The organism is Rhizobium sp. Nf11,1 (assembly GCF_050587665.1).
Taxonomy (GTDB): Bacteria; Pseudomonadota; Alphaproteobacteria; order Rhizobiales; family Rhizobiaceae; genus Rhizobium.
Genome location: NZ_JBOBHU010000002.1, coordinates 479469 through 505949, shown reverse-complemented (window position 1 = coordinate 505949; position 26481 = coordinate 479469). Strand labels below are relative to the sequence as shown.

Annotated in this window: 25 protein-coding genes and 1 pseudogene; 19 read left to right on the top strand and 7 right to left on the bottom strand. The window is 61.0% G+C overall.

Going from position 1 to position 26481, the window contains the following annotated elements:
• Positions 1 to 100: 100 nt before the first annotated feature.
• Positions 101 to 430, bottom strand: coding sequence for a DUF6665 family protein (locus ACQ7C1_RS05290; protein WP_430957578.1), 330 nt, complete (start codon positions 428 to 430; stop codon positions 101 to 103).
• A 140-nt stretch (positions 431 to 570) separates the two neighbouring features.
• On the opposite strand from ACQ7C1_RS05290, the gene ACQ7C1_RS05285 reads away from it, so the two are divergent.
• The 5 genes and pseudogenes from ACQ7C1_RS05285 to ACQ7C1_RS05265 all read left to right on the top strand — a co-directional run bounded on the left by ACQ7C1_RS05285 (position 571) and on the right by ACQ7C1_RS05265 (position 4520).
• Positions 571 to 2193, top strand: coding sequence for an ABC-F family ATP-binding cassette domain-containing protein (locus ACQ7C1_RS05285; protein WP_430957577.1), 1623 nt, complete (start codon positions 571 to 573; stop codon positions 2191 to 2193).
• Between the two features lie 81 nt (positions 2194 to 2274).
• Positions 2275 to 2863 (top strand): annotated as a pseudogene (locus tag ACQ7C1_RS05280) (hypothetical protein).
• 98 nt (positions 2864 to 2961) lie between these two features.
• A complete protein-coding gene (locus ACQ7C1_RS05275; RefSeq protein ID WP_003571841.1) occupies positions 2962 to 3126 on the top strand; it encodes a DUF1328 domain-containing protein in 165 nt (54 codons plus the stop codon).
• Positions 3127 to 3453: 327 nt separating this feature from the next.
• On the top strand, positions 3454 to 3975 hold the full coding sequence (locus tag ACQ7C1_RS05270; RefSeq protein ID WP_183704130.1) for a DUF992 domain-containing protein: 522 nt from the start codon (positions 3454 to 3456) through the stop codon (positions 3973 to 3975).
• 77 nt (positions 3976 to 4052) lie between these two features.
• Positions 4053 to 4520, top strand: coding sequence for a GNAT family N-acetyltransferase (locus ACQ7C1_RS05265; RefSeq protein ID WP_085781422.1), 468 nt, complete (start codon positions 4053 to 4055; stop codon positions 4518 to 4520).
• Between the two features lie 60 nt (positions 4521 to 4580).
• Here ACQ7C1_RS05265 and ACQ7C1_RS05260 read toward each other — a convergent pair whose 3' ends face one another.
• Complete coding sequence (locus tag ACQ7C1_RS05260; protein WP_221157413.1) at positions 4581 to 5510, bottom strand: LysR substrate-binding domain-containing protein; 930 nt, start codon at positions 5508 to 5510, stop codon at positions 4581 to 4583.
• Between the two features lie 73 nt (positions 5511 to 5583).
• Here ACQ7C1_RS05260 and ACQ7C1_RS05255 point away from each other — a divergent pair, with 73 nt between their 5' ends.
• From ACQ7C1_RS05255 to glpK, 10 genes are all read left to right on the top strand, one after another.
• Positions 5584 to 6501 (top strand): DMT family transporter, encoded by a 918-nt coding sequence (locus ACQ7C1_RS05255; RefSeq protein ID WP_430957576.1) that lies wholly within the window; start codon positions 5584 to 5586, stop codon positions 6499 to 6501.
• Between the two features lie 107 nt (positions 6502 to 6608).
• Positions 6609 to 7382 (top strand): DeoR/GlpR family DNA-binding transcription regulator, encoded by a 774-nt coding sequence (locus ACQ7C1_RS05250; RefSeq protein WP_430957575.1) that lies wholly within the window; start codon positions 6609 to 6611, stop codon positions 7380 to 7382.
• A 121-nt stretch (positions 7383 to 7503) separates the two neighbouring features.
• Positions 7504 to 9018: a glycerol-3-phosphate dehydrogenase gene (gene glpD / locus ACQ7C1_RS05245; RefSeq protein ID WP_430957574.1), complete on the top strand. Its 1515-nt coding sequence runs from the start codon at positions 7504 to 7506 to the stop codon at positions 9016 to 9018.
• Positions 9019 to 9059: 41 nt separating this feature from the next.
• Positions 9060 to 10157, top strand: a complete 1098-nt coding sequence (locus ACQ7C1_RS05240; protein WP_430957573.1) for an ABC transporter ATP-binding protein — start codon at positions 9060 to 9062, stop codon at positions 10155 to 10157.
• A gap of 9 nt (positions 10158 to 10166) precedes the next feature.
• Positions 10167 to 11237: an ABC transporter ATP-binding protein gene (locus ACQ7C1_RS05235; RefSeq protein ID WP_097599745.1), complete on the top strand. Its 1071-nt coding sequence runs from the start codon at positions 10167 to 10169 to the stop codon at positions 11235 to 11237.
• Between the two features lie 3 nt (positions 11238 to 11240).
• Positions 11241 to 12107 (top strand): carbohydrate ABC transporter permease, encoded by an 867-nt coding sequence (locus tag ACQ7C1_RS05230; RefSeq protein ID WP_085781429.1) that lies wholly within the window; start codon positions 11241 to 11243, stop codon positions 12105 to 12107.
• 14 nt (positions 12108 to 12121) lie between these two features.
• Entirely contained in the window at positions 12122 to 12949 is an 828-nt protein-coding gene (locus ACQ7C1_RS05225) for a carbohydrate ABC transporter permease (protein WP_085781430.1), read from the top strand.
• 13 nt (positions 12950 to 12962) lie between these two features.
• Entirely contained in the window at positions 12963 to 13244 is a 282-nt protein-coding gene (locus tag ACQ7C1_RS05220; protein ID WP_097599743.1) for a DUF2160 domain-containing protein, read from the top strand.
• 77 nt (positions 13245 to 13321) lie between these two features.
• A complete protein-coding gene (locus tag ACQ7C1_RS05215; RefSeq protein WP_183704147.1) occupies positions 13322 to 15046 on the top strand; it encodes an ABC transporter substrate-binding protein in 1725 nt (574 codons plus the stop codon).
• 154 nt (positions 15047 to 15200) lie between these two features.
• On the top strand, positions 15201 to 16703 hold the full coding sequence (gene glpK / locus ACQ7C1_RS05210; protein WP_430957572.1) for a glycerol kinase GlpK: 1503 nt from the start codon (positions 15201 to 15203) through the stop codon (positions 16701 to 16703).
• Between the two features lie 96 nt (positions 16704 to 16799).
• Here glpK and ACQ7C1_RS05205 read toward each other — a convergent pair whose 3' ends face one another.
• Positions 16800 to 17717, bottom strand: a complete 918-nt coding sequence (locus ACQ7C1_RS05205) for an alanine--tRNA ligase-related protein (protein WP_430957571.1) — start codon at positions 17715 to 17717, stop codon at positions 16800 to 16802.
• Between the two features lie 87 nt (positions 17718 to 17804).
• On the opposite strand from ACQ7C1_RS05205, the gene ACQ7C1_RS05200 reads away from it, so the two are divergent.
• The gene (locus tag ACQ7C1_RS05200) at positions 17805 to 18236 is read left to right on the top strand and encodes an antitoxin Xre-like helix-turn-helix domain-containing protein (protein ID WP_064696724.1); all 432 of its coding nucleotides are present in this window, start codon (positions 17805 to 17807) and stop codon (positions 18234 to 18236) included.
• Positions 18233 to 18715, top strand: coding sequence for an RES family NAD+ phosphorylase (locus ACQ7C1_RS05195; protein WP_430957570.1), 483 nt, complete (start codon positions 18233 to 18235; stop codon positions 18713 to 18715). Before ACQ7C1_RS05200 ends, ACQ7C1_RS05195 begins: the two co-directional genes overlap by 4 nt.
• A 60-nt stretch (positions 18716 to 18775) precedes the next feature.
• Here the strand turns inward: ACQ7C1_RS05195 and pdxA are convergent, their stop codons facing one another.
• The 4 genes from pdxA to ACQ7C1_RS05175 all read right to left on the bottom strand — a co-directional run bounded on the left by pdxA (position 18776) and on the right by ACQ7C1_RS05175 (position 23441).
• Complete coding sequence (gene pdxA, locus ACQ7C1_RS05190) at positions 18776 to 19762, bottom strand: 4-hydroxythreonine-4-phosphate dehydrogenase PdxA (protein ID WP_430957569.1); 987 nt, start codon at positions 19760 to 19762, stop codon at positions 18776 to 18778.
• An 83-nt stretch (positions 19763 to 19845) separates the two neighbouring features.
• Entirely contained in the window at positions 19846 to 20979 is a 1134-nt protein-coding gene (locus tag ACQ7C1_RS05185) for an iron-containing alcohol dehydrogenase (protein WP_430957568.1), read from the bottom strand.
• Between the two features lie 354 nt (positions 20980 to 21333).
• Complete coding sequence (locus tag ACQ7C1_RS05180; protein WP_430957567.1) at positions 21334 to 22524, bottom strand: sialidase family protein; 1191 nt, start codon at positions 22522 to 22524, stop codon at positions 21334 to 21336.
• 11 nt (positions 22525 to 22535) lie between these two features.
• Positions 22536 to 23441, bottom strand: coding sequence for a dihydrodipicolinate synthase family protein (locus ACQ7C1_RS05175; RefSeq protein WP_430957566.1), 906 nt, complete (start codon positions 23439 to 23441; stop codon positions 22536 to 22538).
• 314 nt (positions 23442 to 23755) lie between these two features.
• Between ACQ7C1_RS05175 and ACQ7C1_RS05170 the strand changes: the two genes are divergently transcribed.
• Both ACQ7C1_RS05170 and ACQ7C1_RS05165 read left to right on the top strand, forming a co-directional pair.
• The gene (locus ACQ7C1_RS05170; RefSeq protein WP_430957565.1) at positions 23756 to 25393 is read left to right on the top strand and encodes an ABC transporter substrate-binding protein; all 1638 of its coding nucleotides are present in this window, start codon (positions 23756 to 23758) and stop codon (positions 25391 to 25393) included.
• A 131-nt stretch (positions 25394 to 25524) separates the two neighbouring features.
• On the top strand, positions 25525 to 26481 hold the full coding sequence (locus ACQ7C1_RS05165; protein WP_430957564.1) for an ABC transporter permease: 957 nt from the start codon (positions 25525 to 25527) through the stop codon (positions 26479 to 26481).

The window sequence follows — 26481 nt, the reverse complement described above, 5'->3', positions numbered from 1 at the left end:
TTCCCTTTCGTAGGTTGGTACCAAGTCATCTCATTTCCGCACCGTGAGTTTCTACTCAATCGGTGAGGTTGGTAGTCACACGCCAGCTGCTGCTCATTCGTTACTTCCGTATCGCGCCCAACCTTGCGATCACTTCGTTCGGAATTCCATAGCGCTGAATGGCGTCGCGGTTGTTTCTCATTCCGCAGATTTCACGCTGGATGAAGAATGCCCAGACCGCATCGGAGGCGTCATTGAGAAGCTTCTCGCGTTCCTGCCCGCTTTGGCGTTCGCCGGTCCAGGCTTTCAGGGCGGCGAGGGCCGCCTCCACCTTCAGCCCGTGACGCCCGAGTGAATCGGCGCGCTCCGACATCAGCTCGTATTCGAGGACGTTGAGGCCGTTCCTATCCTCCTGGGATTGTCTGAAAGATTGCGGCGGCCGAACGCTCATGGGCACGGATTCCTTATCAGCGCAGGCGACAACCTTATCCAATCCGGTCTTCGAGATCGAGAGGGCAGGGGAATGGACCTTTCCCGCCATTTCCGCGCGTGGTAAGGCGCCGTAACTTTCTTTCAGGCCCATAGCAGACCATGATTCGTATCGAGAATATCAGCAAGCAGCTCAGCCACCGGATCCTCTTTATCGAGGCGTCGGCCGCTCTCAACAAAGGCGAGAAGATCGGCCTCGTCGGCCCGAACGGCGCCGGCAAGACGACGATCTTCCGGATGATCAACGGCGAAGAGCAGCCCGACGAGGGCCAGGTCTCCTGCGAGAAGGGCGTCACGATCGGCTATTTCAACCAGGACGTCGGCGAAATGGCGGGCCACAGTGCCGTCGCCGAGGTGATGAACGGCGCCGGGCCGGTCAGCGTCGTTGCCGCCGAACTGCGGGAGTTGGAGGCGGCCATGGTCGACCCCGAGAGAGCCGGCGACATGGAGGAGATCATCGAGCGCTACGGCGAGGTGCAGGCGCGTTACGAGGAGTTGGACGGTTATGCGCTCGACGGCCGAGCCCGCGAAGTGCTTGCGGGCCTGAGCTTCAGCCAGGAGATGATGGACGGCGATGTCGGTGCGCTGTCGGGCGGCTGGAAGATGCGTGTGGCGCTTGCCCGCATCCTGCTGATGCGCCCTGATGTCATGCTGCTCGACGAACCGAGCAACCATCTCGATCTCGAAAGCCTGATATGGCTCGAAGAGTTCCTGAAGGGCTATGAGGGTGCGCTGCTGATGACTTCGCACGACCGCGAGTTCATGAACCGCATCGTCAACAAGATCCTCGAGATCGATGCCGGCTCGCTGACCTCTTATTCCGGCGACTATGAATTTTACGAGCAGCAGCGGGCGCAGAACGAAAAGCAGCAGCAGGCCCAGTTCGAGCGCCAGCAGGCGATGCTCGCCAAGGAAATCAAGTTCATCGAGCGGTTCAAGGCGCGCGCTTCGCATGCTTCGCAGGTGCAGAGCCGGGTGAAGAAGCTGGAGAAGATCGACCGGGTGGAGCCGCCCAAGCGCCGCCAGTCGGTCGCGTTCGAATTCCAGCCAGCGCCGCGCTCCGGCGAGGACGTGATCAGCTTGAAGAACGTCCATAAGAAATATGGCAGCCGAAGCATCTATGAGGGGCTGGATTTCATGGTGCGGCGGCGGGAACGCTGGTGCATCATGGGCATCAACGGCGCCGGCAAATCGACATTGCTGAAGCTGGTGACGGGCACCACAACGCCCGACGAAGGCAGTGTCGCTCTCGGCGCCAGCGTCAAGTTGGGTTATTTCGCCCAGCATGCGATGGATATTCTCGATGGCGAGCGCACGATCTTCCAATCGCTGGAAGATCGGTTTCCCCAGGCCGGGCAGGGGCCTTTGCGGGCGCTCGCCGGATGTTTCGGCTTTTCCGGCGACGATGTCGAGAAAAGGTGCCGGGTGCTGTCTGGCGGCGAGAAGGCCCGATTGGTCATGGCGATGATGCTGTTCGACCCGCCGAACCTGCTCGTGCTCGACGAACCGACCAACCATCTCGACCTCGACACCAAGGAAATGCTGATCAAGGCGCTGTCGCAATATGAGGGCACCATGCTGTTCGTATCCCACGACCGGCATTTCCTGACAGCGCTCTCTAACCGGGTGCTGGAGCTGACGCCGGAGGGCATCCACCAATATGGCGGCGGCTATACGGAATATGTAGCGCGCACCGGCCACGAGGCGCCCGGACTTCGGAGCTGAACGGCTATTTTTCCGCCGGCTGTGAGGCCGTTCATGTGAGCGAAGAATAGCGCCGGCCGATATTGCCGGCTCTCTGCCACGATGATGACCAATTTCCGTGGTGTTCGAGCCTTCTTAAAACAATCGGGGCGGGCACATCAGCATGGACTGGATCAATCGTCATATCGATCAGCCGTTATTGAACGGCGCGGCAGGCTTGCTGCGGCAGTGGCACATCCGTACGCGGCAGTCGCCGGAGCTGCTGGAGCCGACCTGGAATCTCGTCGTGCTATCCTTTCTCCTGATTGCCAGCGGACAGGTTATGACAGGCAAGCCTTTCGCGCTCAGCATCGCCGCGCTGATCATGCTGGCCCTGCCTTCAGCCAAAAAATTGCTTTCGGCGGTCAAGGCAGGCGGAAGCGCTTATGGCGCCCGGGAATACAAGTCCTCGAGGGCGCGGGCCGTCGCCAAACGGGAGGCGGAATGGTCGGTGCGGATCATCGTGCTGTTTTCATCCGCCTGCCTTCCCTTCATCGCCCGCATCGATGATCCGGTGGGCGCCTGTTTCATGCTGGGGGCAAGTGTCTGGTTCGTGCTGACCGGGCCGCTCAAGACGTATCTCGATGCGGCCGAACCTCCCGAACCGACTGAAGGCGACCGGATGTACAGCGGCGTCTTTCATTTCGGCTGAACGACGCCGATGCGACGTTCCATCTGCCAGCCATGAGGGTGAGGGAACCAAAACGGGCGGTCGCCGTTATCTCCGCAGCAACGTAAAAGGAGATTGCGATGCTTTACTACGCTCTGGTGTTTCTCGTTGTGGCCTTGATTGCCGGTGTCCTCGGATTTGGCGGCATCGCAGGGGCTTCAGCTTCCATTGCCCAGGTTCTGTTCTTCATTTTCCTGGTGTTGTTCGTCGTCTCGCTTGTCATGCGCTTCATGCGCAGAGTATAGTGAAGATTGATCAAGTATAAAGCCCGGTGATATCTATCACCGGGTTTTGCTTTTGTTGACGGCCCTCACCGGCCGGCGGAAACTCGCCTCGAGCGAATGTGCTTTTTGTGCAACCATCCCTAACAAGATCGTGAAAGGCCGCATGCAAGTCGCATATGCCTTCGAAATGTCCCAATGGGGCTGAACCGTGGGGCGGTCGCTTGCGCCCTCCCACGCGCTTTGACACGCGATGCGAAAACGGCGCCGTCCGGGATTGCTCCGCGGTCCCCTGCGATATCCGGTGCCGCCAGCCGGGTGTTCCCGTCACGATTTGAGAAGGAGAGACTTATGACAAAAACTCTTGCGACGGCGTTTGCCGCGGTATCGTTGACGTTTGTCGGCGCGGGGGCGGCCAATGCCGCCGACCCCGTCACCAGAACCTATGAAGAGCCGGACCTGCGCAATGGCGTGAAGATCGGTTATCTCACTTGCGATATCGGCGGCGGCACGGGATATGTGCTCGGTTCGTCCAAGGAAGCCGATTGTGTCTTTCAGTCAATTGTCGGCAATGAGCTTTTCGATCACTACACCGGCGAAATTCGAAAGCTTGGCGTCGATCTCGGCTTCACCACGCGCAGTCGTCTGATCTGGGCGGTGTTTGCGCCAACGGCTGGTTATCATCGCGGGTCGCTCGCCGGACTTTATGTCGGTGCCAGCGCAGAGGCGACGGTTGGTGCCGGCGTCGGCGCCAACCTCCTGGTCGGTGGCACCTCCGGTTCAATCCATCTGCAGACGGTTAGCCTGACCGGCCAGCTGGGCCTGAATGTTGCGGCCGGCAGCGCGTCGATGACACTGACCCCGGCGGATTGACGGGTTTTGTCGCCCCCTGCCGCGACGCAGCGGGGGCGTCACGCGATTATTGGATTGGGCTTGCTGGCGACGAAACGATGGATATCCGAGTTGCTACGCCCGACGAGGATGAGATCCTGGTCGGGCACTATCTGAAAATCTGGGACAGCTATGGCACGCCGCCCGAACATTACAGGCCGGATGCGGTGGCGCGGATATTGTCGTTCTTGAGAAGCGGTCGCGAGGAGCGGCGCCTTGCCTCGTTCCTGGCCATTGTGGACGACGAAATCGCTGGTTCCGTATCTTGCCAGCTGCACCAATCGCCGTTTCCGGAAGTCATTCGGCCGGAACAGCGGTTGCACGGTTACATCTGGTCCGTCTATGTCGCCGAAGCCTTCCGTCGGCGCGGCATCGCTTTGGCGCTGACGAATAAGGCCGTCGATTATCTGAAATCCATCGGCTGCACGACTGCCGTCATTCATGCCTCGGATGTGGGGGAGCCGGTCTATCGGAATGCTGGCTTCGAACTGGCGAAGGAAATGCGGCTGAAGTTTCCTATGGAGTGAGCCGCGTAGCCGAAGCACCTACAGGCGGCTGAGGAATGTGCGCGGCGGCGCGTTTTCTGTTTACGCTTTCGGCTTGCCGGGTGCGATAAAGGCGTTGATCGCCGCCTCGTCATGGCCGGCTTCGCGTAGGAAGCGGCTCGCGAATTCGATGGCAGGACTTCTCAATGCATCGTCCGGCCGGATCAGGTGAAAAGCGACATGGGAATCGAGGGTACGCTGTGACACTGCGACGACGCGCCCGGCGGCTAGCGCGGCATCCGACAGCGGCGGCCGTGCAAGCGCAATGCCGAGCCCTTGCGCGCAGGCGTCGACCACCAGATTGTAATCCTCGAAGCGTCGGTCCTGGCCGCGCGGCGTATAGTCGACACCCTCACGCGCTAGCCAGCGGCGCCAGCCTTCGATATTGGAGTCGTGAAGGATCGGCAGATCGAGCAGCGAAAGAGCATCCGAGCGTTGCCCGAGTTGTGCTGCCATTGCCGGTGAGGCGATCGGAAAAGATTTCTCCTGCCAGAGCGGCAGGGCGCGCACACCGGCCCATGGTCCCTTGCCGCAGCGGATGGCAAGGTCCGTGCCTTCGCCGAAGTCCGCCAGGCGGTGTTCGAGCGTCAATTCGACGTGCAGCTCATTTCCTTCGAGCTTTGCCAGGCGCGGAAACAACCATAGAGAGGCGACGGACGGAGTAACTGAAAGGCGCACTACCGCCTTGTTCGGCCGTGGCAGCCAGCGCTCGCCGGTGTTACCGAGCAGGGAAAGGGCTTCCTCGGCACGGACGAAGAAGCGCATTCCCTCCGGGGTGAGGCGCACACCGCGAGCTTCACGCGCGAAGAGCCGCACACCCATCCAGCGCTCGAGCCGCGAGACCTGCCGCGATACGGCGCCATGGGTGATTCCGCTTTCCTCGGCCGCGGCCGAAAACGATCCGAGCCGAGCGGCGCGGGCAAAGGTCTCGAGCGTATCGAGCGGGGGGAGCACTGGCGAGCTGTGAACCATGCTCACATTTGATCATCGATTGCGGTGCTTTTCAAGCATGCATCGAAAGCCTTATTCATTGTCGCAAGCACATATGGAGGTGAACATGGGCATGGCGGCAAGCGCACCAGTTTCGGCAAAACAGCAAAGCGCCTTCGATCTGATCGCCTTTGCTGCGATTGTCGTCACCATTCTCTTCTGGGCCTCTTCCTTCGTGGTGATCCGTATCTGTCTCGGGCCGCTGACGCCGATCGAACTGGCAACGGCGCGTTATGTGGCGGCAGGCGTCCTCGCCCTTTTCTATCTCGCCACCTACCGGCCGATGCCGGAAAAGCGTGATTTCCTCCGCCTCTCGGTGGCTGCCGTCCTCTTCATCGCTGCCTATGCGGTTCTCCTGAACACCGGCGAGCAGACTGTGGCGGCGGGGCCGGCGAGCTTCATCATCAATACCATGCCCGTCTTCACAGCCCTGATTGCCACATTCGTGCTTAGCGAGCGCTTCGGCCGCTGGGGGTGGGTTGGCACCGCGGTTTCCTTCGGCGGCGTGGCGCTGATTGCGCTTTCCTCCGACGGCGGCTTCAAGCTCGATCCGAACGCCGTGCTGATCCTCGGCGCAGCGCTCTGCTCGGCGATCGCCAGCGTGCTGCAGAAGCCGCTGCTCGCCCGCCTGCCGGCGCTTGCCGTCACCGCCTGGATCCTGTTGATCGGCTCCGTGCCGCTGTTTCCGGCCGTTCCGTCAACGATCCGCGCGCTGGCCGCGGCGCCGGCAGAGGTCAATTGGGGCGTTGCCTATCTCGTCATCTTCCCGACTGCGATCGGCTATCTCACTTGGGCCATCGCATTGAAGCGGCTGACGGCCGCTCGCGCCTCGAATTTTCTCTACGGCGTCCCGCCGGTCGCAACGCTGATCGGGTTCGTCTGGCTGGGCGAGACGCCGACGGCACTCGGTGCTGCCGGCGGCGTGATGGCGATCCTCGGCGTGCTCGTCGTCAATGTGATGCGGAAAAGATAGGTGCATCGGACCGCCGCCACATCAAGGTGACGAAGTCTCGCTGACAAATAGGCATTGCGCCGCCGTTCGCTTTATTTAAAAACGAAAGCAGAGCGAAAGGGGCACCGATGTTCTTGACCGACCGACAAACTGAAATCGTGGCGATTGCGAAATCGAGCGGCAGGGTTCTGGTCGAGGAGCTTGCCTCCCGCTTTTCGGTGACGCCGCAAACGATCCGCAAGGATCTGAACGATCTCTGCGATGCCCAGGTGCTGACACGCATCCATGGCGGCGCCACGTTTCCAAGCGGAACGGAGAACGTCAAATACGAGGCGCGGCGGCAGATTGCCGCTTCCGAGAAGCAGGCAATCGGTATGGCGGCAGTCGAGCTGATCCCGAGCGGAGCCTCGCTCTTCATCAACATCGGAACGACGACGGAAGCGGTGGGCGAGGCGCTCGCCAATCATCATGAGCTGATGGTGATCACCAATAACATCAACGTTGCGAACAGGTTGCGTCTCTTTCCGGCAATCGAGGTGGTGATCGCCGGCGGCGTCGTACGCGGCTCTGACGGCGGCATCGTCGGCGAAGCGGCGGTCGATTTCATCCGCCAGTTCAAGGTCGATTATGCCGTCATCGGCGCATCAGCGATCGATATCGACGGGGCGCTTCTCGATTATGATTTTCGCGAAGTGAAGGTCGCCCAGGCGATTATTGCCAATGCCCGGCATGTCATCCTCGTTGCCGATTCGACGAAGTTCGAACGCACCGCGCCGGTCCGGATCGGCCAGCTTTCCCAGGTCCATACCTTCATCACCGACCACTGTCCGGTAGCGTCGATTCGTAATCTCTGCCTCGAAAACAATGTGAAGCTGATCGAAACGAGCACCAGATCGCGTTAGTCATGCGAATGGAGCAAACATTCGTTTGACATTCGCATTCCTTTCGTTTTAACTGTTCTCACTTTCGCAATCGCGCAGAGTTTGTGCGATGCGAAATTGGCAGCGGGCTCGGAGGGGGCAATTGGGCCGGGAGATACACGACATATTCGTCATCGGCGGCGGCATCAACGGCTGTGGCATTGCGCGCGACGCCGTCGGGCGCGGCTATTCCGTCGCGCTGGCGGAGATGAACGATTTCGCCTCCGGCACCTCGTCCGGCGCCACCAAGCTGATTCATGGCGGCCTGCGTTATCTCGAGCATTATGAATTCCGCCTGGTGCGTGAATCGCTGATGGAGCGCGAGATCCTCTGGGCGATGGCGCCGCACATCATCTGGCCGCTGCGCTTCGTACTGCCGTATCACAAGGGCGGCATTCGCCCGGCCTGGCTGATCCGGCTCGGCCTTTTCCTCTACGACCATCTCGGCGGCCGCAAGCTGCTGCCTGCGACTTCAGTGCTCGACATGCGCAAGGACCCGGCCGGCAAGCCGCTGAAGGCGCTGTTCACCAGGGCGTTCGAATATTCCGACGGCTGGGTCGATGATGCCCGCATGGTCGTGTTGAACGCCCGCGACGCTGCCGACAAAGGGGCGACGATCATGCCGCGCACCAAAGTAGTGTCGGCGCGACGCGAGAATGGACTCTGGCACATTGAAACGACCGATACGGTCACTGGCCGCAATGACAGCCATCAGGCCCGCATGCTGATCAATGCCGCCGGTCCCTGGGTCGATCATGTCATTCGTTCCGCCTTCGGCCAGAACGAGGCCCACCACGTTCGTCTCGTTCAGGGTAGCCATATCGTCGTCAGGAAGAAGTTCGACGACCCTCGTGCCTATTTCTTCCAGAACCCCGACAACCGCATCATCTTCGCCATCCCCTATGAGGGCGATTTCACCCTGATCGGCACCACCGACCGCGACTACACCGCCGATCCCAAAGATGTCCGGATCTCCGAGGAGGAGACGGTCTATCTCTGCAATGCCGCGTCGGAATATTTCAAGGAACCGGTCAGGCCGGAGGACATCGTCTGGACCTACTCGGCAGTCAGGCCGCTTTTTGACGACGGCGCCTCAAAGGCGCAGGAAGCGACGCGCGATTATGTGCTGAAGCTGGAGGACGAAGCCGGGGCCGCGCCGCTGCTCAACGTCTTCGGCGGCAAGCTCACCACCTATCGCCGGCTTTCCGAACATGCGCTGGAGAAGATCGGCGCCGCGATCGGTGTCAAGGGTGCTCCTTGGACAGCCAAAAGCCATCTGCCCGGCGGCGACTTCCCGGTCCGTGGCTACGAAGCGGAGGTCGCCGGTCTGAAGCGGCGCTATCCGTTCCTTGCCGATGCACACGCCCGCCGGCTGGTGCGCCGCTACGGCACCCGGGCTGTGACATTGCTCGGCGCTGCCCGCGGCCATAACGACCTCGGACGGCTGTTCGGCGGCGATCTCTACGAGGCCGAGGTCAAATATCTCGTCGAGCATGAATGGGCCCGGCACGCCGAAGACGTGCTGTGGAGGAGAACAAAGGATGGTCTGCGCCTATCGAAGGAGCAGGCCCAGTCACTGGAGGAGTACATGGCTGCCATACCGGCGATGGCCGGATAGGCGGCATGTGGTCCCCGCTGCGTGGAGGCAGGGGAATCGGAATGCTGGAACTGCGAAACGCCGCCAAGATGGTGGGCGCGGACTATCATATCTATCCGACCGATCTGGTCCTTGAGCGGGGCACGTTGAATGTCCTGCTCGGGCCGACGCTGTCGGGCAAGACGTCGCTGATGCGGCTGATGGCCGGGCTTGATCGTCCGACCGCCGGCTCCGTCCATTTCGACGGCGCCGATGTCACCAGCATGCCGGTGCAGAAGCGCAATGTCGCCATGGTCTACCAGCAGTTCATCAATTATCCCGCACTGACGGTATACGAGAACATTGCTTCGCCGATGCGCATCTCGGGCAAGGATGCCGCTACCATCGACCGCGAAGTGCGCAAAGCGGCCGAACTTTTGAAGCTGACGCCCTATCTCGATCGCACGCCGCTCAACCTGTCCGGCGGTCAGCAGCAGCGCACCGCGCTGGCGCGTGCGCTCGTTAAGAATGCCAGCCTCGTTCTGATGGACGAGCCGCTTGCCAACCTCGATTACAAGCTGCGCGAGGAACTGCGTGAGGAACTGCCGAAGATCTTTGCCCAATCCGGCGCGATCTTCGTCTATGCGACGACCGAACCGTCAGAGGCGCTCCTGCTCGGCGGCAACACGGCTACACTGAACGAAGGCCGGGTAACCCAGTTCGGGCCGACGATCGATGTTTACCGCCGCCCCGCCGATCTCACCACAGCCGGCATTTTTGCCGATCCGCCGCTGAATATCCTCGACGTGACCAAATCGGACAACGTCTTTACGCGTCCGGGCGGAGCGGCACTTCCGGTTCCCCCGCATCTGGCTGCCGTGCCGGACGGGCCGGTGACTGTCGCATTTCACCCGCATCACCTCGGCTTCAAACCGCAGACCGGTGAGGCTGCCCGCCTGCAGGCGCGCACGCTGGTTTCCGAGATCACCGGCTCGGAGAGCTTTGTTCACCTGGACTATGACGGCGTGCGCTGGGTGATGCTCGCACATGGCATTCACGACATCGACCCGGACATGGAGATAGAGGCCTTTCTCGACACGCGCCACCTCTTGGCCTTCGGCGCCGATGGCGGCGCCATTGCCACGATTGGCCGCGCTACCGCTGAAGCCGGAAAGGTATAGGAGAGCACAATGGCACGCATTACGCTCGACCATATCCGCCACGCCTACGGAGCTAATCCGCAGACGGAGAAGGATTATTCGCTGAAGGAAGTCGACCACGAGTGGAACGACGGCGGCGCCTATGCGCTGCTCGGCCCCTCCGGTTGCGGCAAGACCACGCTGCTGAACATCATCTCGGGTCTGCTGCAGCCCTCGCACGGTCGCATCCTCTTCGACGGCAAGGATGTGACGAACCTGTCGACGCAGAGCCGCAACATCGCCCAGGTCTTCCAGTTTCCGGTCATCTACGACACCATGACCGTTTATGATAATCTCGCCTTTCCGCTGCGCAACCGCGGCGTGGCGGAGGCCGATGTCGACCGCCGCGTCCGCGACATTCTCGAGATGATCGACCTTGCCGGCTGGGCCAAGCGCAAGGCGCAAGGGCTGACGGCCGACCAGAAGCAGAAGATCTCTCTCGGCCGCGGCCTGGTGCGCAACGACGTCAACGCCATCCTGTTCGACGAGCCGCTGACCGTCATCGACCCGCATATGAAATGGGTGCTGCGCTCGCAACTGAAGCGGCTTCACAAGCAGTTCGGCTTCACCATGGTCTACGTCACCCACGACCAGACCGAGGCGCTGACTTTCGCCGAGAAGGTCGTCGTCATGTATGACGGCCAGATCGTTCAGATCGGCACGCCGGCCGAGCTTTTCGAGCGGCCGAGCCACACCTTCGTCGGCTATTTCATCGGTTCGCCCGGTATGAACGTCATGCCCGCCAGGGTCGAAGGCAGCGCCGTCAAGGTCGGAGACGAGGTTTTGACGCTGGATTACGCGCCGAAGACCGCTGGCAGTTCCAAGACCGAGCTCGGCATCCGCCCCGAATTCATCCGCCTCGGGCGGGAAGGCATGCCGGTCAACATCACCAAGGTCGAGGATATCGGCCGGCAGAAGATCGTCCGCGCCCGCTTCGCCGGCCAGCCAATTGCGATCGTCGTGCATGAGGATGCCGACATCCCCGCAGATGCCCGCGTCACCTTCGATCCGTCCGCCATCAGCATTTACGCCGACAGCTGGCGCGTCGGCAGGGAGGCCTGAGCCATGCAGAAGACGTGGAACAACAAAGCTTGGTTTCTGGTCCTGCCGGTGCTGCTGCTCGTCGCCTTTTCGGCCGTCATCCCGCTGATGACTGTTGTCAACTATTCGGTTCAGGATACGTTCGGGAATAACGAGTTCTTCTGGGCAGGCACCGACTGGTTCGTTCAGACGCTGCATTCCGACCGCTTCTGGGAAGCGCTCGAGCGCAACCTGCTCTTCTCCTTCATCATCCTGGCGCTGGAGATTCCGCTCGGCATCTTCATTGCTCTCAACATGCCGAAGAAGGGCATCGGCGTTCCGGTCTGCCTCGTTCTGATGGCGCTGCCACTGCTTATCCCGTGGAATGTCGTCGGCACCATCTGGCAGGTCTTCGGCCGTGTCGATATCGGCCTGCTCGGCCATACGCTCGAGGGGCTCGGCCTCGATTACAACTACGTCCGCGATCCGGTCGACGCCTGGGTCACGGTCATCGTCATGGATGTCTGGCACTGGACGAGCCTCGTCGTGCTGCTCTGCTATGCCGGCCTCGTCTCGATCCCGGACGCCTATTATCAGGCCGCCAAGATCGACGGCGCCTCGCGCTGGTCCGTATTCCGTTACATCCAGCTTCCGAAGATGAAGCGGGTGCTGCTGATCGCCGTTCTCCTACGCTTCATGGACAGTTTCATGATCTATACCGAGCCCTTCGTCGTCACCGGCGGCGGTCCCGGCAACTCGACGACCTTCCTGTCGATCGATCTCGTGAAGATGGCCGTCGGGCAATTCGATCTCGGCCCCGCCGCGGCGATGTCGATCATCTACTTCCTGATCATCCTGTTGCTGTCATGGATCTTCTACACTGTCATGACCAGCAGCGACGCCAACGCCTGAGAAAGGAGAGATCCATGGGTTCGACAAGGAAATACAAGCCCGCCGGAAACCTCTCCTGGGTGGTTACGACGCTCTACATCCTCTTTCTGCTCCTGCCGATCTACTGGCTGATCAACATGAGCTTCAAGGAGAATGCCGAGATCACCGGCGCCTTCTCGCTGTGGCCGCAAAACCCGACGCTCCGGAACTACGCCGTCATCTTCACCGATCCGTCCTGGTATAACGGTTACATCAACTCGATCATTTACGTGGTGATGAACACTGTTATATCAGTGCTTGCGGCGCTGCCGGCGGCCTACGCTTTTTCGCGCTACCGCTTCCTCGGCGACAAGCACCTGTTCTTCTGGCTGCTCACCAACCGGATGGCGCCACCGGCGGTTTTTGCGCTGCCCTTCTTCCAACTCTATTCCGCCTTCGGCCTGATCGATACCCATATCGCCGTGGCGCTTGCCCACTGCCTGTTCAACGTGCCGCTGGCGGTCTGGATCCTCGAAGGCTTCATGTCTGGCGTGCCGAAGGAGATCGACGAAACCGCCTATATTGACGGCTACTCCTTCCCGCGCTTCTTCGTGAAGATCTTCATGCCGCTCATTGCAAGCGGGATCGGTGTCGCCGCTTTCTTCTGCTTCATGTTCTCGTGGGTCGAACTGCTGCTGGCCCGCACGCTGACGACGACCGCGGCAAAGCCGATCTCGGCGATCATGACGCGCACGGTTTCGGCGGCCGGCATGGACTGGGGCGTACTGGCGGCAGCCGGCGTGCTCACCATCATCCCCGGCGCGCTCGTCATCTATTTCGTTCGCAACTATATCGCCAAGGGCTTTGCCCTGGGCCGCGTCTGAGGAGGAGACGGCCATGAATTTTACCTGGATGGCCTGGACGCTGCCGACGGCGCTCTTCTTCCTGACGATCCTTACGCTGCTCATCGCCATGAGCGTCTGGGAATATTTTTCGCCGGGCGGCACGCCGCGCACGGGCGTGCTGCGTTTTGAGACGACGCGCGGCGACCGGCTCTTCATTTCACTGCTTGGCGCAGCGTTCATTCATCTTGCATGGCTTGGGCTCGCTGGGCCCAACCTGTGGTGGGCTCTTGCCATTTCCGTAGTCTATGCCATCGGCGTGTTCCGCTACGTGTAACGGCAAGGAGAAGACAGATGGCCGGGGGTACTGGCCGCCTGAGACGTAACTGCAATCGCAAACCCTGGGAGGATATTATGCGACGGCACTTATTGACGACGACAGCAGGCTTGCTGCTGGCGATGACAGCATCGGCCTATGCCGGTATGGACGAGGCCAAGACGTTCCTCGACAAGGAAGTCGGCGACCTCTCGACGCTTTCCCGCGCCGACCAGGAAAAGGAAATGCAGTGGTTCGTCGATGCCGCGAAGCCCTTCGCCGGCATGGACATCAAAGTCGTTTCCGAAACGATCACCACGCATGATTATGAATCGAAGGTGCTGGCTCCGGCCTTTACCGCGATCACCGGCATCAAGGTCACCCACGATCTGATCGGCGAAGGCGATGTTGTCGAAAAGCTGCAGACGCAGATGCAGTCGGGCGAAAACATCTATGACGCCTATATCAACGACTCGGATCTGATCGGCACCCATTGGCGCTACCAGCAGGCCCGCTCGCTGACCGACTGGATGGCCAATGAAGGCAAGGATGTCACCAATCCCGGCCTCGACGTTGACGACTTCATCGGCAAGTCGTTCACGACAGCGCCTGATGGCAAGCTCTACCAGTTGCCGGACCAGCAGTTCGCGAACCTCTATTGGTTCCGTTACGACTGGTTCAACGACGAGAAGAACAAGGCGGACTTCAAGGCGAAGTACGGCTACGATCTCGGCGTGCCGGTCAACTGGTCGGCCTATGAGGATATCGCCGAGTTCTTCACCGGCCGCGAGATCGACGGCAAGAAGGTCTACGGCCACATGGACTATGGCAAGAAGGACCCATCGCTAGGCTGGCGCTTCACCGATGCCTGGCTGTCGATGGCCGGCAACGGCGACAAGGGCATTCCGAACGGCAAGCCGGTCGACGAATGGGGTATCAAGGTCGACGAGAACTCCCGTCCGGTCGGTTCGTGCGTCGCGCGAGGCGGCGATACCAATGGCCCGGCAGCGGTCTATTCGATCCAGAAGTATCTGGACTGGATGAAGGCCTATGCACCGGCCGCCGCTCAGGGCATGACCTTCTCCGAATCCGGACCGGTCCCGTCGCAAGGTGAAATTGCCCAGCAGATGTTCACCTACACGGCCTTCACGGCCGACTTCGTCAAGGAAGGCCTGCCGGTCGTCAATGCCGACGGCACACCGAAATGGCGTTTTGCCCCGAGCCCGCATGGCGTCTATTGGAAGGACGGCATGAAGCTCGGCTATCAGGATGCCGGCTCCTGGACGCTGATGAAGTCCACGCCTGTCGATCGCGCCAAGGCCGCCTGGCTCTATGCGCAGTTCGTCACTTCCAAGACTGTCGACGTGAAGAAGAGCCATATGGGCCTCACCTTCATCCGCCAGTCGACGCTGGATCATAAGTCCTTCACCGATCGCGCGCCGAAGCTCGGCGGCCTGATCGAATTCTACCGTTCGCCGGCCCGCTTGCAGTGGTCGCCGACCGGTACGAACGTTCCTGACTATCCGAAGCTCGCGCAGCTGTGGTGGCAGGCGATTGGTGACGCCTCCTCCGGCGCCAAGACGGCACAGGAAGCGATGGACTCGCTTTGCTCCGAACAGGAAAAGGTGCTGCAGCGCCTGGAACGCGCAAAGGTCCAGGGCGATATCGGCCCGAAACTCGCCGAAGAGCATGATCTCGCTTATTGGAACGCGGATGCGGTGAAGAAGGGCAACCTTGCACCGCAGCTGAAGATCGAGAACGAGAAGGAAAAGCCGCAGACCGTCAACTACGACGAGCTCGTCAAGAGCTGGCAGAAGAAGTAAGGCGGACCGTGGCCGGAGGCGACCAGGTCTCCGGCCATCACTTCCTGCCACCGGCTTCAAGCCGGTGGCACCTCACAATCTTTCTCTCATCAAACCTGGCGTCCTGCCGCTGAGCGGCGGGCTGAGTGGTTTCGTGCGAGCTGGAGATGGATGTATGAGCGGCTATATTCTTTCGATCGACCAGGGCACGACGTCTTCACGCGCCATCATCTTCGATGGCGACATGAAAATGGTCGGCTCGGCGCAGGCGGAGATCACCCAATATTATCCGCAGCCCGGATGGGTGGAGCATGACGCCGCCGAAATCTGGCAGTCCGTCATCGACACGGTGCGCAAGGCGATCGCCGATGCCGGCATCGACGCCGCCGTGATCGCGGCGATCGGCATCACCAATCAGCGCGAGACGGCGGTCGTCTGGGATCGCAGGTCCGGCACGCCGCTTCACCGCGCGATCGTCTGGCAGGACAGGCGCACCGCCGAAATGTGCGAGAGCCTGAAGGCTGACGGATATGAGAAGCTGTTCAGCGCCAAGACCGGTCTGCTGCTCGACCCCTATTTCTCCGGAACGAAGCTGCGCTGGCTGCTCGACAATGTCGATGGCCTGCGGGAGAAGGCGGAGGCAGGCGAGGTCTGCTTCGGCACGATCGACAGCTGGCTGATCTACAAGCTGACCGGCGGCCGTGTGCATGCCACCGATGCGACCAATGCCTCGCGAACGCTGCTCTACAACATCGATGACGGCGCCTGGGACGAGGAGCTTCTCGGCATTCTCGGCATTCCCTCAGCCATGCTTCCCGAGGTCAAGGAATGCGCCGATGATTTCGGCCGGGTCGACGAAGCTCTGTTCGGGGTCGCGCTGCCGATCCTCGGCGTCGCCGGCGACCAGCAGGCGGCGGCCGTGGGCAATGCCTGCTTTGACCCCGGCATGATGAAATCCACCTATGGCACCGGCTGTTTCGCTCTGCTCAACACCGGCCGGGACCGCGTTTCCTCCTCCAACCGGATGCTGACGACCATTGCCTGCCGGCTAGACGGCGAGACGACCTATGCGCTCGAAGGCTCGATTTTCATTGCGGGTGCGGCCGTGCAATGGTTGCGCGACGGCCTCGGCATCATCAGCCAGGCTTCCGAGGCTGGGGTTCTGGCCACCAAAGCAGATCCCGGACAGCAGGTCTATATCGTTCCGGCCTTCACCGGCCTCGGCGCGCCCTATTGGGATCCGGCCGCGCGCGGCGCGATCTTCGGCCTGACGCGCAACAGCGGCCCGGCGGAATTTGCCCGCGCGGTGCTTGAATCCGTCGCCTATCAGACGCTCGACCTGCTGGTGGCGATGAAGAAAGATTGGGGCGCCAACCAGTTGGAAACCGTGCTGCGCGTCGATGGCGGCATGGCGGCGTCCGACTGGACGATGCAGTGCCTGGCCGACATCACGGGAAATCCCGTCGACCGTTCGGCGATCCGCGAAACGACGGCTCTGGGCGCCGCCTGGCTCGCCGGCTCGAAAGCCGGCATCTGGCCGGACAGGCGGGAGTTCGCGCGGGCCTGGGCCTGCGACCGCCGCTTCAATCCCTCGATGGAGGAGGGCGAGCGGCAGGCCAAGATCATCGGTTGGAAGAACGCCGTGTCGCGGATGATTTCGGACACAGCGGCGGGATAGCGCCGGATCGGGTTTGGACTGTCTGACGCGGCATCAGAAGGCCTTCGGCACCTGGCAAGGCCGCCTGTCATCATCTGTCAGGCGGCCTTATCTTTGTTATTTGTCCGTCGTCTCCTGAATGTCGGCAAGATCAATGCCATGGGTGTCAAACCACCAATCCGCATTCATGACGGAATAGCGGTCACGAAGGCGCAGATATTTAGCGCGGAGCCGCTTCTGGCGTTCGACCTCGCCCTTGAAAAAGGGATGGTCGAGCATGCCGCCCATCTTATGGATGCGGCGGAGCAATTTGCGCAGAACATACCCCTGCTCCTTGTTGCCCGGCCGATAACCGCTCTCCACGATCGTCATGACCGTCTCGCGCAATGTCTCAAGCGCATCGCTTTGCGGCGTGCCGTTGACGATCATGTCGAGACGTTCCGCGCCGAAGCCGACGTCTATGCAGCTTTCAAGGGGGTTGACGATGTTTCCGATCTCGACGCCATCCTTGTAGAATTCGGTGCAGTATCCGGTAATGCTGCCATCGCTCCAGATGCATTCCGGATCTGGAACGATGGGCACCCGCCCGTTATAGAGCGGCGTCCATTCGGTCAGACGGTCTGGATGGATCGTCACGTGATCCGGCGCCAGACCCAGCGTTCCCAGAAACGCAAGCCAGAAGTCGATAGCATCGCCAACTGTCATTTCTCTGAAGGAGAAAAGGCCGAGCATGGTGAAGTGGAGAAGATGAGTTCCGTCGCCGATCTCATCGAGGTCGCCCATGCGCAGGCAAGCCTGGCTGTTTGCGACGGTTCCACGGTAGGAAGGATCGGAGAAGAGAGATTTGTACTGCTGCATTCCAGCGCTGCAGAAGAGCGTTGTATCGTCATGCGGCCGTACGGATTCAATGCGTGTGAAATCAATGCCCTTGGAAAGGCAGAAGTCTTGATAGTGCTGGATCAGGCGTCCCGCGATGACATAGGCAACCTCCTTTGCTGTTCGTGCCTTTCTGCAAGATAGCGGTATGACGCGCATGCAGCAACCTGCTGCCATCAAGACAGGCTCTTGAACATTGGCTCATTTGAGACTAAATATAACCTCAAGTGAATTGGAGCCATTGTCATGACCGGATTTGCAGTCGTTGCCGATGTTCTCGGCTTGCCAGCCAGGGAGCCGGCTTCGCGTTCGGCCTTCGGGCTGCTGTCCAGCATCGAGGAGGGATTGCCGGTCAAGGCGCTTGACCGGATGGCGCTGCTTCTCGCCCCGAGCGATGCGCAGTTCAAGTACCGACTGGTGCCGAAGGCCACCTATGAGCGGCGCAAGTCCAAGCATCGGCTTTCCTCCGACGAGGGCATAAAGCTCGCTCGCCTCGCACGCGTCTGGGGGCTGGCGCTCGATGTCTGGCAGAGCGAGATCGAGGCCCGAGATTTCCTGTTCCGCCCCCATGCAATGCTGGAGGATAGGCGGCCGATCGACGTCGTTATCCAGAGCGAAATCGGCGGCGAACTCGTTCTCGATATCCTCGGAAGCCTGAAATATGGCAGTGCTGCGTGAGCGCACAACGCCTGGATCGCACGCTGACATCTGTCCGCATCGGAGATCCTGACGGAACCTACCCGATCTTCGACGCCACCGGCTCGACCATCGCGCCGGGGCGGTGGAATACGCCAGGCAGCCCGATCATCTATACGAGCGAACACTATTCGACGGCGCTTCTCGAAAAGCTCGTGCATGGCAGCGGGCGGCTGCCGCCCAACCAGCATTATGTCACCATCACCATACCGCGCGGGGTCAGCTACGAGGTTTTCTCCGAACCCGCGCTGCCGGGCTGGGACAGCATGCCGGCAACGGTCAGCAAGGACTTCGGTGAAGGCTGGTGCCAGAAGAAGCGCAGCGCCATTCTGCTGGTGCCGAGCGTCGTTGCCCGTGTTGACCGCAACGTGCTGATCAATCCGGCGCATCCGGAATTCTCCTCGATCACGGCGAGCCTCCACGAGCCAGTGTTCTGGGATCGCCGTCTGTTCGGCATGTGACGCGGCAGCAGGAAACGTTTCCCGCGAGCAATGGCGCTGCCCTCCTCCCTGATGTTGCAATCAGGTCTTCTGACGCGGCGAGCGGGCCATCAGCCTCGCATAGGCGATGGCCGACAGCATGTTGACGTGGTTGGCTTTCCCCGTACCGGCGATATCGAAGGCGGTGCCGTGATCGACCGAGACACGGTCGATCGGCAGGCCGAGCGAGACGTTGACGGCCGTCTCGAAGGCAACCAGCTTGATCGGGATATGGCCCTGATCGTGATATTGGGCAATGACCAGATCAAAGGCGCCGTTATAGGCGCGGGCAAACACCGTGTCGGCGGAGATCGGGCCGACAACGTCGATGCCCCTGGCCTGCGCCTGCTCGACGGCCGGCGCCAGGAATTCCATGTCCTCGGTTCCGAACAGGCCGTTTTCGCCGCAATGCGGATTGAGACCGGCGACCGCAATGCGCGCCTTCTTGCCCAGGCGCAGGAAATGCCTGTGGCCGGCTTCGATGGTCGCCAGCACACGCTCTGTCTTGGCGCGTTCGATTGCGCCTTTCAACGAGACATGAGTGGAGACGTGGATGGTATTCAGCCGCTCGGAAGCAAGCAGCATGAAGGAGCTCTTCGAGCCTGTGAGATGCGCGAGAAGCCCGGTATGGCCGTCATGGTGATGGCCGGCGAGGTTCATCGCTTCCTTATTGATCGGCGCGGTGACGATGACATCGGCTTGTCCCGACATGGCGAGATCGACGGCGCGGGTGATGTAGCGCACCGAGGCATCGCCGGCGACCGGGCTGACCTTGCCGATTTCGGGCAGGGCGGCGCCGAGCGGCACTTCGTCGACGGCGATCCTATCGCCGCCGGCGGCCTCGGCGGGGCCGAATTTCAGGCCCGAGCCGGTAACGCGATCGGCCCGCTCCAGCGCCTCCACATTGCCGACGATGACGAAATCGCGGCGCTCTTCACTTGGAAGAGCCGCCAAGGCCTTTACGATCACTTCGGGGCCGACGCCGGCGGGGTCACCGAGTGTCACGGCGACTTTCGCATTCCTGTCCATCAATCGAGTTCCTTCTGAAACCGTTGCTTAGGTCCGAAGCATGATGTCGTCCGAAAACCGCCCAGACTTTTCGGGATCATGCTTTAAAAGGCGGCCGCGTAAATCGAGCGAATGTCGGCGCGGGTGAGATCGCGCGGATTGTTGTCGAGCAGCCGGCGAATGGCAAAGGCGTCCTCGGCCATCGCATCGAGATCGCTTTCCGGCACGCCTAGACCGGAGAGCTTCATTTCGATGCCGAGTTCGGCGCAGAAAGCGTAAGCCGCATCGAAGACGGAGGCGATATTTTCCGCGGTTTCATAGCCGAGCGCCGCCATCACCGCTTTCGTCTTCTCCGCGGCCGCGGGCGTGTTGAAGGCGAGAACATGCGGGAAGATCAGAGCATTCGCGGCACCATGCGCCACGTGCCAGCGCGTGCCGAGAGGGTAGGCGAGGGCATGGCCGCCGGCGGTGTTGACCGGGCCGAGACAGAAGCCGCCGTAAAGTGAGGCAAGTGCGAGACCGGCGCGCGCCTCCGCGTCGCTGCCGTCCTTGACGGCACGGGCGAGATATCTGCCGACGAGCCGCGTTCCCTCGATTGCATAGATATCGACCATCGGATGAGCTTTGCGGTTGGTGAAGGCCTCGACGCAATGTGCCATGGCGTCGACGCCGGTTGCGGCGGTGGTGCGCGCCGGCACGCTGAAGGTCAGCGCCGGATCGACGACGGCGATGTCGGCCAGCATATGCAAACTTTCAACGGCAAGCTTCGCCATTGTGTTGGGATCGGTGACGAGCGCGCGGATGCCGGCCTCGCTGCCGGTGCCGGACGTTGTCGGCACCTGGGCGAGCCCCACTTTGCGTGGGCCGTTGACCTTGTTCGGACCGACAACCTCGTGCAGCGTCTGCGCCGAGCCGGCAAGAACGGCGGCGAGCTTCGCGAGATCCATGGCGCTGCCGCCGCCGAAGCCGACGATCAACTCGGCATCGACGGCGTTGGCCACTGCCAATACGTTGTCGAGATTGGCCGTGTCCGGCTCGGGCGTCACCTCGGAAAACACCGTGACCTCGCCCTTCAGTTCCAGCACGTCGATTCGCGAAGCGTTGAACGCATCCGAGATTACTAGCGTGCGCCTGTAGCCTTTTTCGGCAGCCCATCTGCCGAGCTTCCCCGCCGTGCCTATACCGAACTCGATCAAATGCGGCCGAACTATCGTGATTGGCGAACCCAAGCTGGCCATGAACCAGTCCTCCCTGCGGATCTTGCGGCAACAGTGTCGCCCTCTTTAATGTAAAGTTGTAATGTCAATGTCAAGTCGGCATTCCCGAGAGCTGAGAATTTTGTCGCCTGATATCGGAACGTTGAAGCTCTCATGCGGGAAGAATACGCATAAACGTCGGATAAATCAGTGAGATATCGGATCTTCGTCGCTGAATTCCGATCGTCCGTACAGGCCGAGCCTGCCCGCCGTATGTTCGAGGAGCCAGCCGAACTTGTTATCAAGCTCACGTCGTTCGGCCAGCCGAGGCCGTTGAAGCTCGCGTCCTTCTCCCTTTTCAGACGCAGATTTACAATTGCCCAGCCGCCGCTTCGCTTACGGCGCGGATTGCGGGGCGAGGCGCACATATTTGATGGCGCGCCGATAGTATGTGTAGGCGATATGGAGTGTGCCGTCGCCGCCTTGGACGACAGAGGGATAGGAGAATTCGCGGTTCAGCGAATCCTTGGAATTGTTGCTGAGGCAGAAGCCGTCGCCGGTATCAAGATCCGTGCGATGCGGAAAGCTCTTGCCGCCATTCCTCGATATCGCAAGGCTCAGCGGCGCACGCGGGACACCCCAGACCGCCTTGCGGCCGATATCGGGAGCAGGAATAGTAGCGGTTTCTCCAGCCTCGTCGCCCTCGATTTCATCATAGAGAGACTGGCGCCGTGCATCCGACATGGCTGCATTCGAATGATTGTAAACCATTGCAATCGCTCCATCATGCAGGACCGTTGCCTGGATTGAGGAATTGTTGTTCGGCAGTGCCGTGGGCTCGGGAGCGCTCCATGTCCTGCCGCCGTCATTCGATCGGCTGGAAAGAACGGTCTCGGCGAAACGGTTGCGGTAGAAGGCGATCATCTCGTCACCGCCGAGCGGGAGGATATTCATGTGCACGGCTCCGACGCTGTCGGGAACGTCGTTCATTTGCCAGGTCGCGCCGCCATCGCGCGAAATCAGCACCGCTGCCGTATCGGCGTCGCCGCTCCAGCGCCTGCCGTCGAGGCCAACGCAGCGGAAGATCGGAAGCAGCCATTCGCCTCTGTCGTTCACGACGATCGGCTGGCGAACGAAGGTGCCGGGGCTGTCGCAGAGGATCCGGACCGAGCCGAACGTTCGGCCGCCATCATCGGAGACCCGGCATTTGACAACGGAGCCGTCCTGATTGCCCGAGGTCTGCGAGGTATAAAGCAGCCATGTCTTTCCGTCAGGAGCATTGAAAATCAACGGGTTTTGCTCGGATTTCTCCGGATCGTCGCTCATCTTCTCCGGCTCGGACCAGCGATCGGCGCCCGGTGTCAGCCGCGACATGTAAATGGAGATATCGCCCATGCCCTCCATCGTGCCGCCGAACCAGACGCAGGTCAGTGTGCCGTCGGGCAGAAAAGCGAGATTTGCCGCGTGGTTCTGGATGCAGGGCGAGGGCAGATAGGCATCCGCGCGAGCCTCGACAGTGGGGTGAGGGGTGATGGCCCCGGTCATCAGGGCGGGAACGGCTTCGGGGGACAGTCCGGTAGAGCGCATGGCGGGTCTCCTCAGGGCAGCTTGGCGTAGCTCTCGGTGAGTGCGGCATAGTCCGCTTCGCTGAGCGGCATCAGCGGTGCGCGGGTGCGCTTCCAGGCGGGATTGCCTGTCTTCAGCCCGATCATTGCCTTGATGGTCGGGATCTGGACATAGGAGTTGGACAGTGTGCGGTAGGCGTTGATGCGCGCCTGCGCCGCCTCGACTTCGCCAGCGCGCCTCTCGTCGTGGACACGGTCGTAGACGGTGCGCAGCGAATCCGCCACGAGATTGGAGGTCGCCGTGATGCAGCCCGCACCGCCGGCTTTCAAGAGCGGCAGCAGCAGTGGATCGGCGCCAGCCAGGACGGAAAAGCCGGGGTAGGCGGCGATAATGGCCTGCATGTTATTGAAATCGCCGGCCGATTCCTTGATACCAACGATGTTTTCCGGAAAGGCGGCAATCAGCCGCCCAATCAGCGGAATGGAGAGCGGCACACCCGAGACCTGCGGTATATGGTAGAGGATGACCTGCAGCCGCGTGTCGGCGACTTTCTCCAGCACCTGCGAATAGGCGGCAAAGAGGCCGTCGTCGGAAACGCCCTTATAGTAGAAGGGCGGCAGCATCACGACTTTGGTGACGCCGAGCGACAGGGCATGCCGGGTCAGCTCGACAGTCTCCGGAATGGCGACGACGCCCGTCCCCGGCAGCAGCTTGTCAGCGGGAATGCCTGCCTCCAGCGCCGCTTCCAGAATGGCGCGCCGCTCGCCTCCGGAAAAGGAGTTCGCCTCACCCGTCGTGCCGAGCAGGGCTATGCCATGACAGCCCTCGGCCAGCAGCCGTCGGCAATGGTCGGTGAAAAGGCCGAGATCCGGCGCATTGTCTGGGGTCAGCGGCGTTGCGGCCGCGCTAAAAACGCCCGTAATCTTGTGATGGCTCATCCCGCCCTCCCTTCGGCGCGCCTTGCCGTCGAACCGTCCGGCAACGCATGCAATTGTCATTTGCCTGTAGCGATGAGTGCAAAGAACTTTTCCATCGCGGTGCTTTTGTCAAGAAGACAAAATGGATGACTAAGGAGACTGAATCCCATCTAACTGTAATCACAGAGTTATTTCTATTAGATAATTTTCGTCGGATTGAAATCGCGTTTTTTTGTTGACATATTTACAATAACGAGGGAACGATATGGCAGGGATTATGCTGCGCCTGGGAGGGTGCAGGGAGAGTGCTGCCGTATTAATCGTGGGAGGAATGCATGTCTTTTGATCAATCTGACAAAACCAATCTATCACGTCGCGATGCATTGAAACTCGGCCTTGCCGCCGGCGTCGGCCTTACCGTCTTCGGGATGAATGCCCGCATCGTGCTGGCGGACGAAGGCCAGGTGCTGAAAGTCGCGCATCCGGCTTTCGACCAGGACTGGTCGCCGCTGCGCGGTGGCGGCAGGACCTTCCGCTGGAACTCGATCTGGTGGGCGTCGCCGATGTATTTCGACAGCCAGGGCAATCTCAAGCCCTATGTCTTCACCAGCTGGGAATCCCCCGACAACACCGTCTGGACCTTCAAGATTGATCCCAAGGCCGTGTTCTCCGACGGCAGCAAGATCACCTCGGCCGACGTCAAGGGATCGTGGGAAGTCGCCTCGATGCCGAACACCAAGAGCCAGCGCGCCGACCAGGTGCTGAGCAAGGTCAAGGGTTATGCCGAGATCGCCGCCGGCTCCGGCAAAGAGCTAACCGGTGTGGCGACACCCGACGAAGGAACGGTCGTCGTAACGCTTACCGCCGCCGATCCGATCTTCTTCATGCGGCTGGCAAACCACATCGCGCCGATCACCAAGGGGTCGCAATCACGCGGCAGCGACGGCGAGGAGATCATTGATTGGTACAAGCCCGACAGTAAACCGGCCTTCTCCGGGCCTTTCAAGCTGACGAGCCTCGATATCGACGCAGGCAAGCTCACTTTCGAACCGAATGAGAATTTCTTCGGGCCGAAGCCGAAGCTCGCGCGCATCGAGATCACCTCGATCGAGGACAACGTCACCGCGACCTCGCTAATCAACTCCGGCGAATTCAACGCGCATACCGAGCTCGTCACCTCTACCATTATTCAGGATCTCGGCCCGGAATTCTCGGCCGGCCCGCTGATCCCGACCAGCCAGCATTTCTGGTTCAATATCTCCCGCGCTCCGATGGACGATCCAAAGGTCCGCCAGGCGCTGATCATGGCGGTCGATCGTGACGGCCTGTTCAAGGCTTCTTATCCCGATGGGCCGCACAAGAAGGCCGACCAGATCCTCAACTCGGTTCCTGGCGCTGAGAATTCTGGTTTTGAACCTTTTCCCTATGACCCGGAAGGTGCCAAAAAGCTGCTCGCGGAATCGAGCTACGGCGGTCCGGAGCGGCTGCCGAAGATCATGTTCGTCGGCATTTCGGCGCCGGCGATTGAAGCGGCAGCCCAGTTCATTGCCGAGCAGTGGCGCCAGAACCTCGGCATTACAGCGGTTGACATGAAGCCGCAGCAGGACGCCTATGCCGGCCCGGACCAGAATTCGGTCCAGATCTTCCGCGACGACGTCGGCACCCGCGTTCCCGATGCCGTCTCCTATCTCACGGGCTGCATAGCCTCGACCTCGTCGAATGCGCAGAACAAGCTCGGCGGATACAAGAACGACAAGGTCGACAGCGCCCTTGCCGAAGCGGCGACCAAGGCTGCGGACGATCCGCAGCGTATTGCTCTCGCCCAGCAAGCGCAGAAGGCCTTCCGCGACGATTGGGCCTTCATTCCGTGGTATTCTCAGGCGATGTCGCGCTGGGCCACCAAGGAGGTCAAAGGCCTCGACAAGAACCTGGACTGGCAGGTCGTCGAACCTTGGAACATCTCCATCGGTTGATCCCGGAAAGCCCTTTTCGAATTTGACAATGAGCGCGCGAGGGCCTTGCGGTCTTCGCGCAAGTTTCAAGAAGAGATGCGAACCGTCAGGCTGATGGGGGAAACGCATCGCATAACAGGTGGGAGGTGGCCTTGCTGCGCTACGTGCTAACCCGGTTTGCCATCTGGATTCCGTCCGTTCTCGTGGTCATGCTGGCCGTCTATGCGCTGGCTTTTTATGGCGCCGGCGATCCGATCAAGCTGATCTTCCTGCGCGCACCGGGCGACGTCGCCTACAATCCGCAGCGTATCGAAGCCATTCGCGAAAGTGCGGGTCTGAACAGGCCCTTCATCGAGCAGTTCGGCCTTTACATCTGGAACCTGTTGCACGGCCAGTTCGGCAACTCGCTGACATCGGGCCGCGCCGTCTGGGCGATGGTCTCGGCCGCTGCGCCCGTCTCCTTTCAGCTTGCCCTCTGTTCCATCATTCTGACCGCCGTCATCGCGATCCCGCTCGGGATGATCGCCGCGCTGAACCAGAATTCGCGCCTCGACTATGCCATTCTGGGCTCGGCGCTTTTCCTCTGGGCGATCCCGGCCTATGTCGCCGGACCACTGCTGATGGTCGGCCTCATCGTGCTGCTGCCGGGCGTGAAAGTGCCTTATGGCTGGGGTGGCATCCTCGATATCAGAATCCTGCTGCCGCTGATCGTCCTTTCCTTCCAGCCGATCGCGCTGATCGTGCGCCAGACCCGGGCCGCCGTCATCGAGGTGCTGTCGGAGGATTTCGTCCGGACCGCCCGGGCCAAGGGCGTGCCTGAGATCGTCGTGGCGCTGCGCCATATTCTGCGGCCGGTGCTGACGCCCGTCGTCACGCAGCTCGGCCTGATCATGATCACCATCGTCAACGGCGCGATCTTCGTCGAACTCGTTTTCGGCCTGCCGGGTCTCGGCCGCCTGACGGTGCAGGCGCTGATCAACTCCGATTATCCCGTCATCCTGGCGATCACGCTGATCGGATCCTTCCTCGTAATGGTGTCGAACCTGTTGGTGGATGTGCTCTATCCGCTGCTCGACCCGCGCGCCAATGATTCAAGAAGGAGCCGCTGA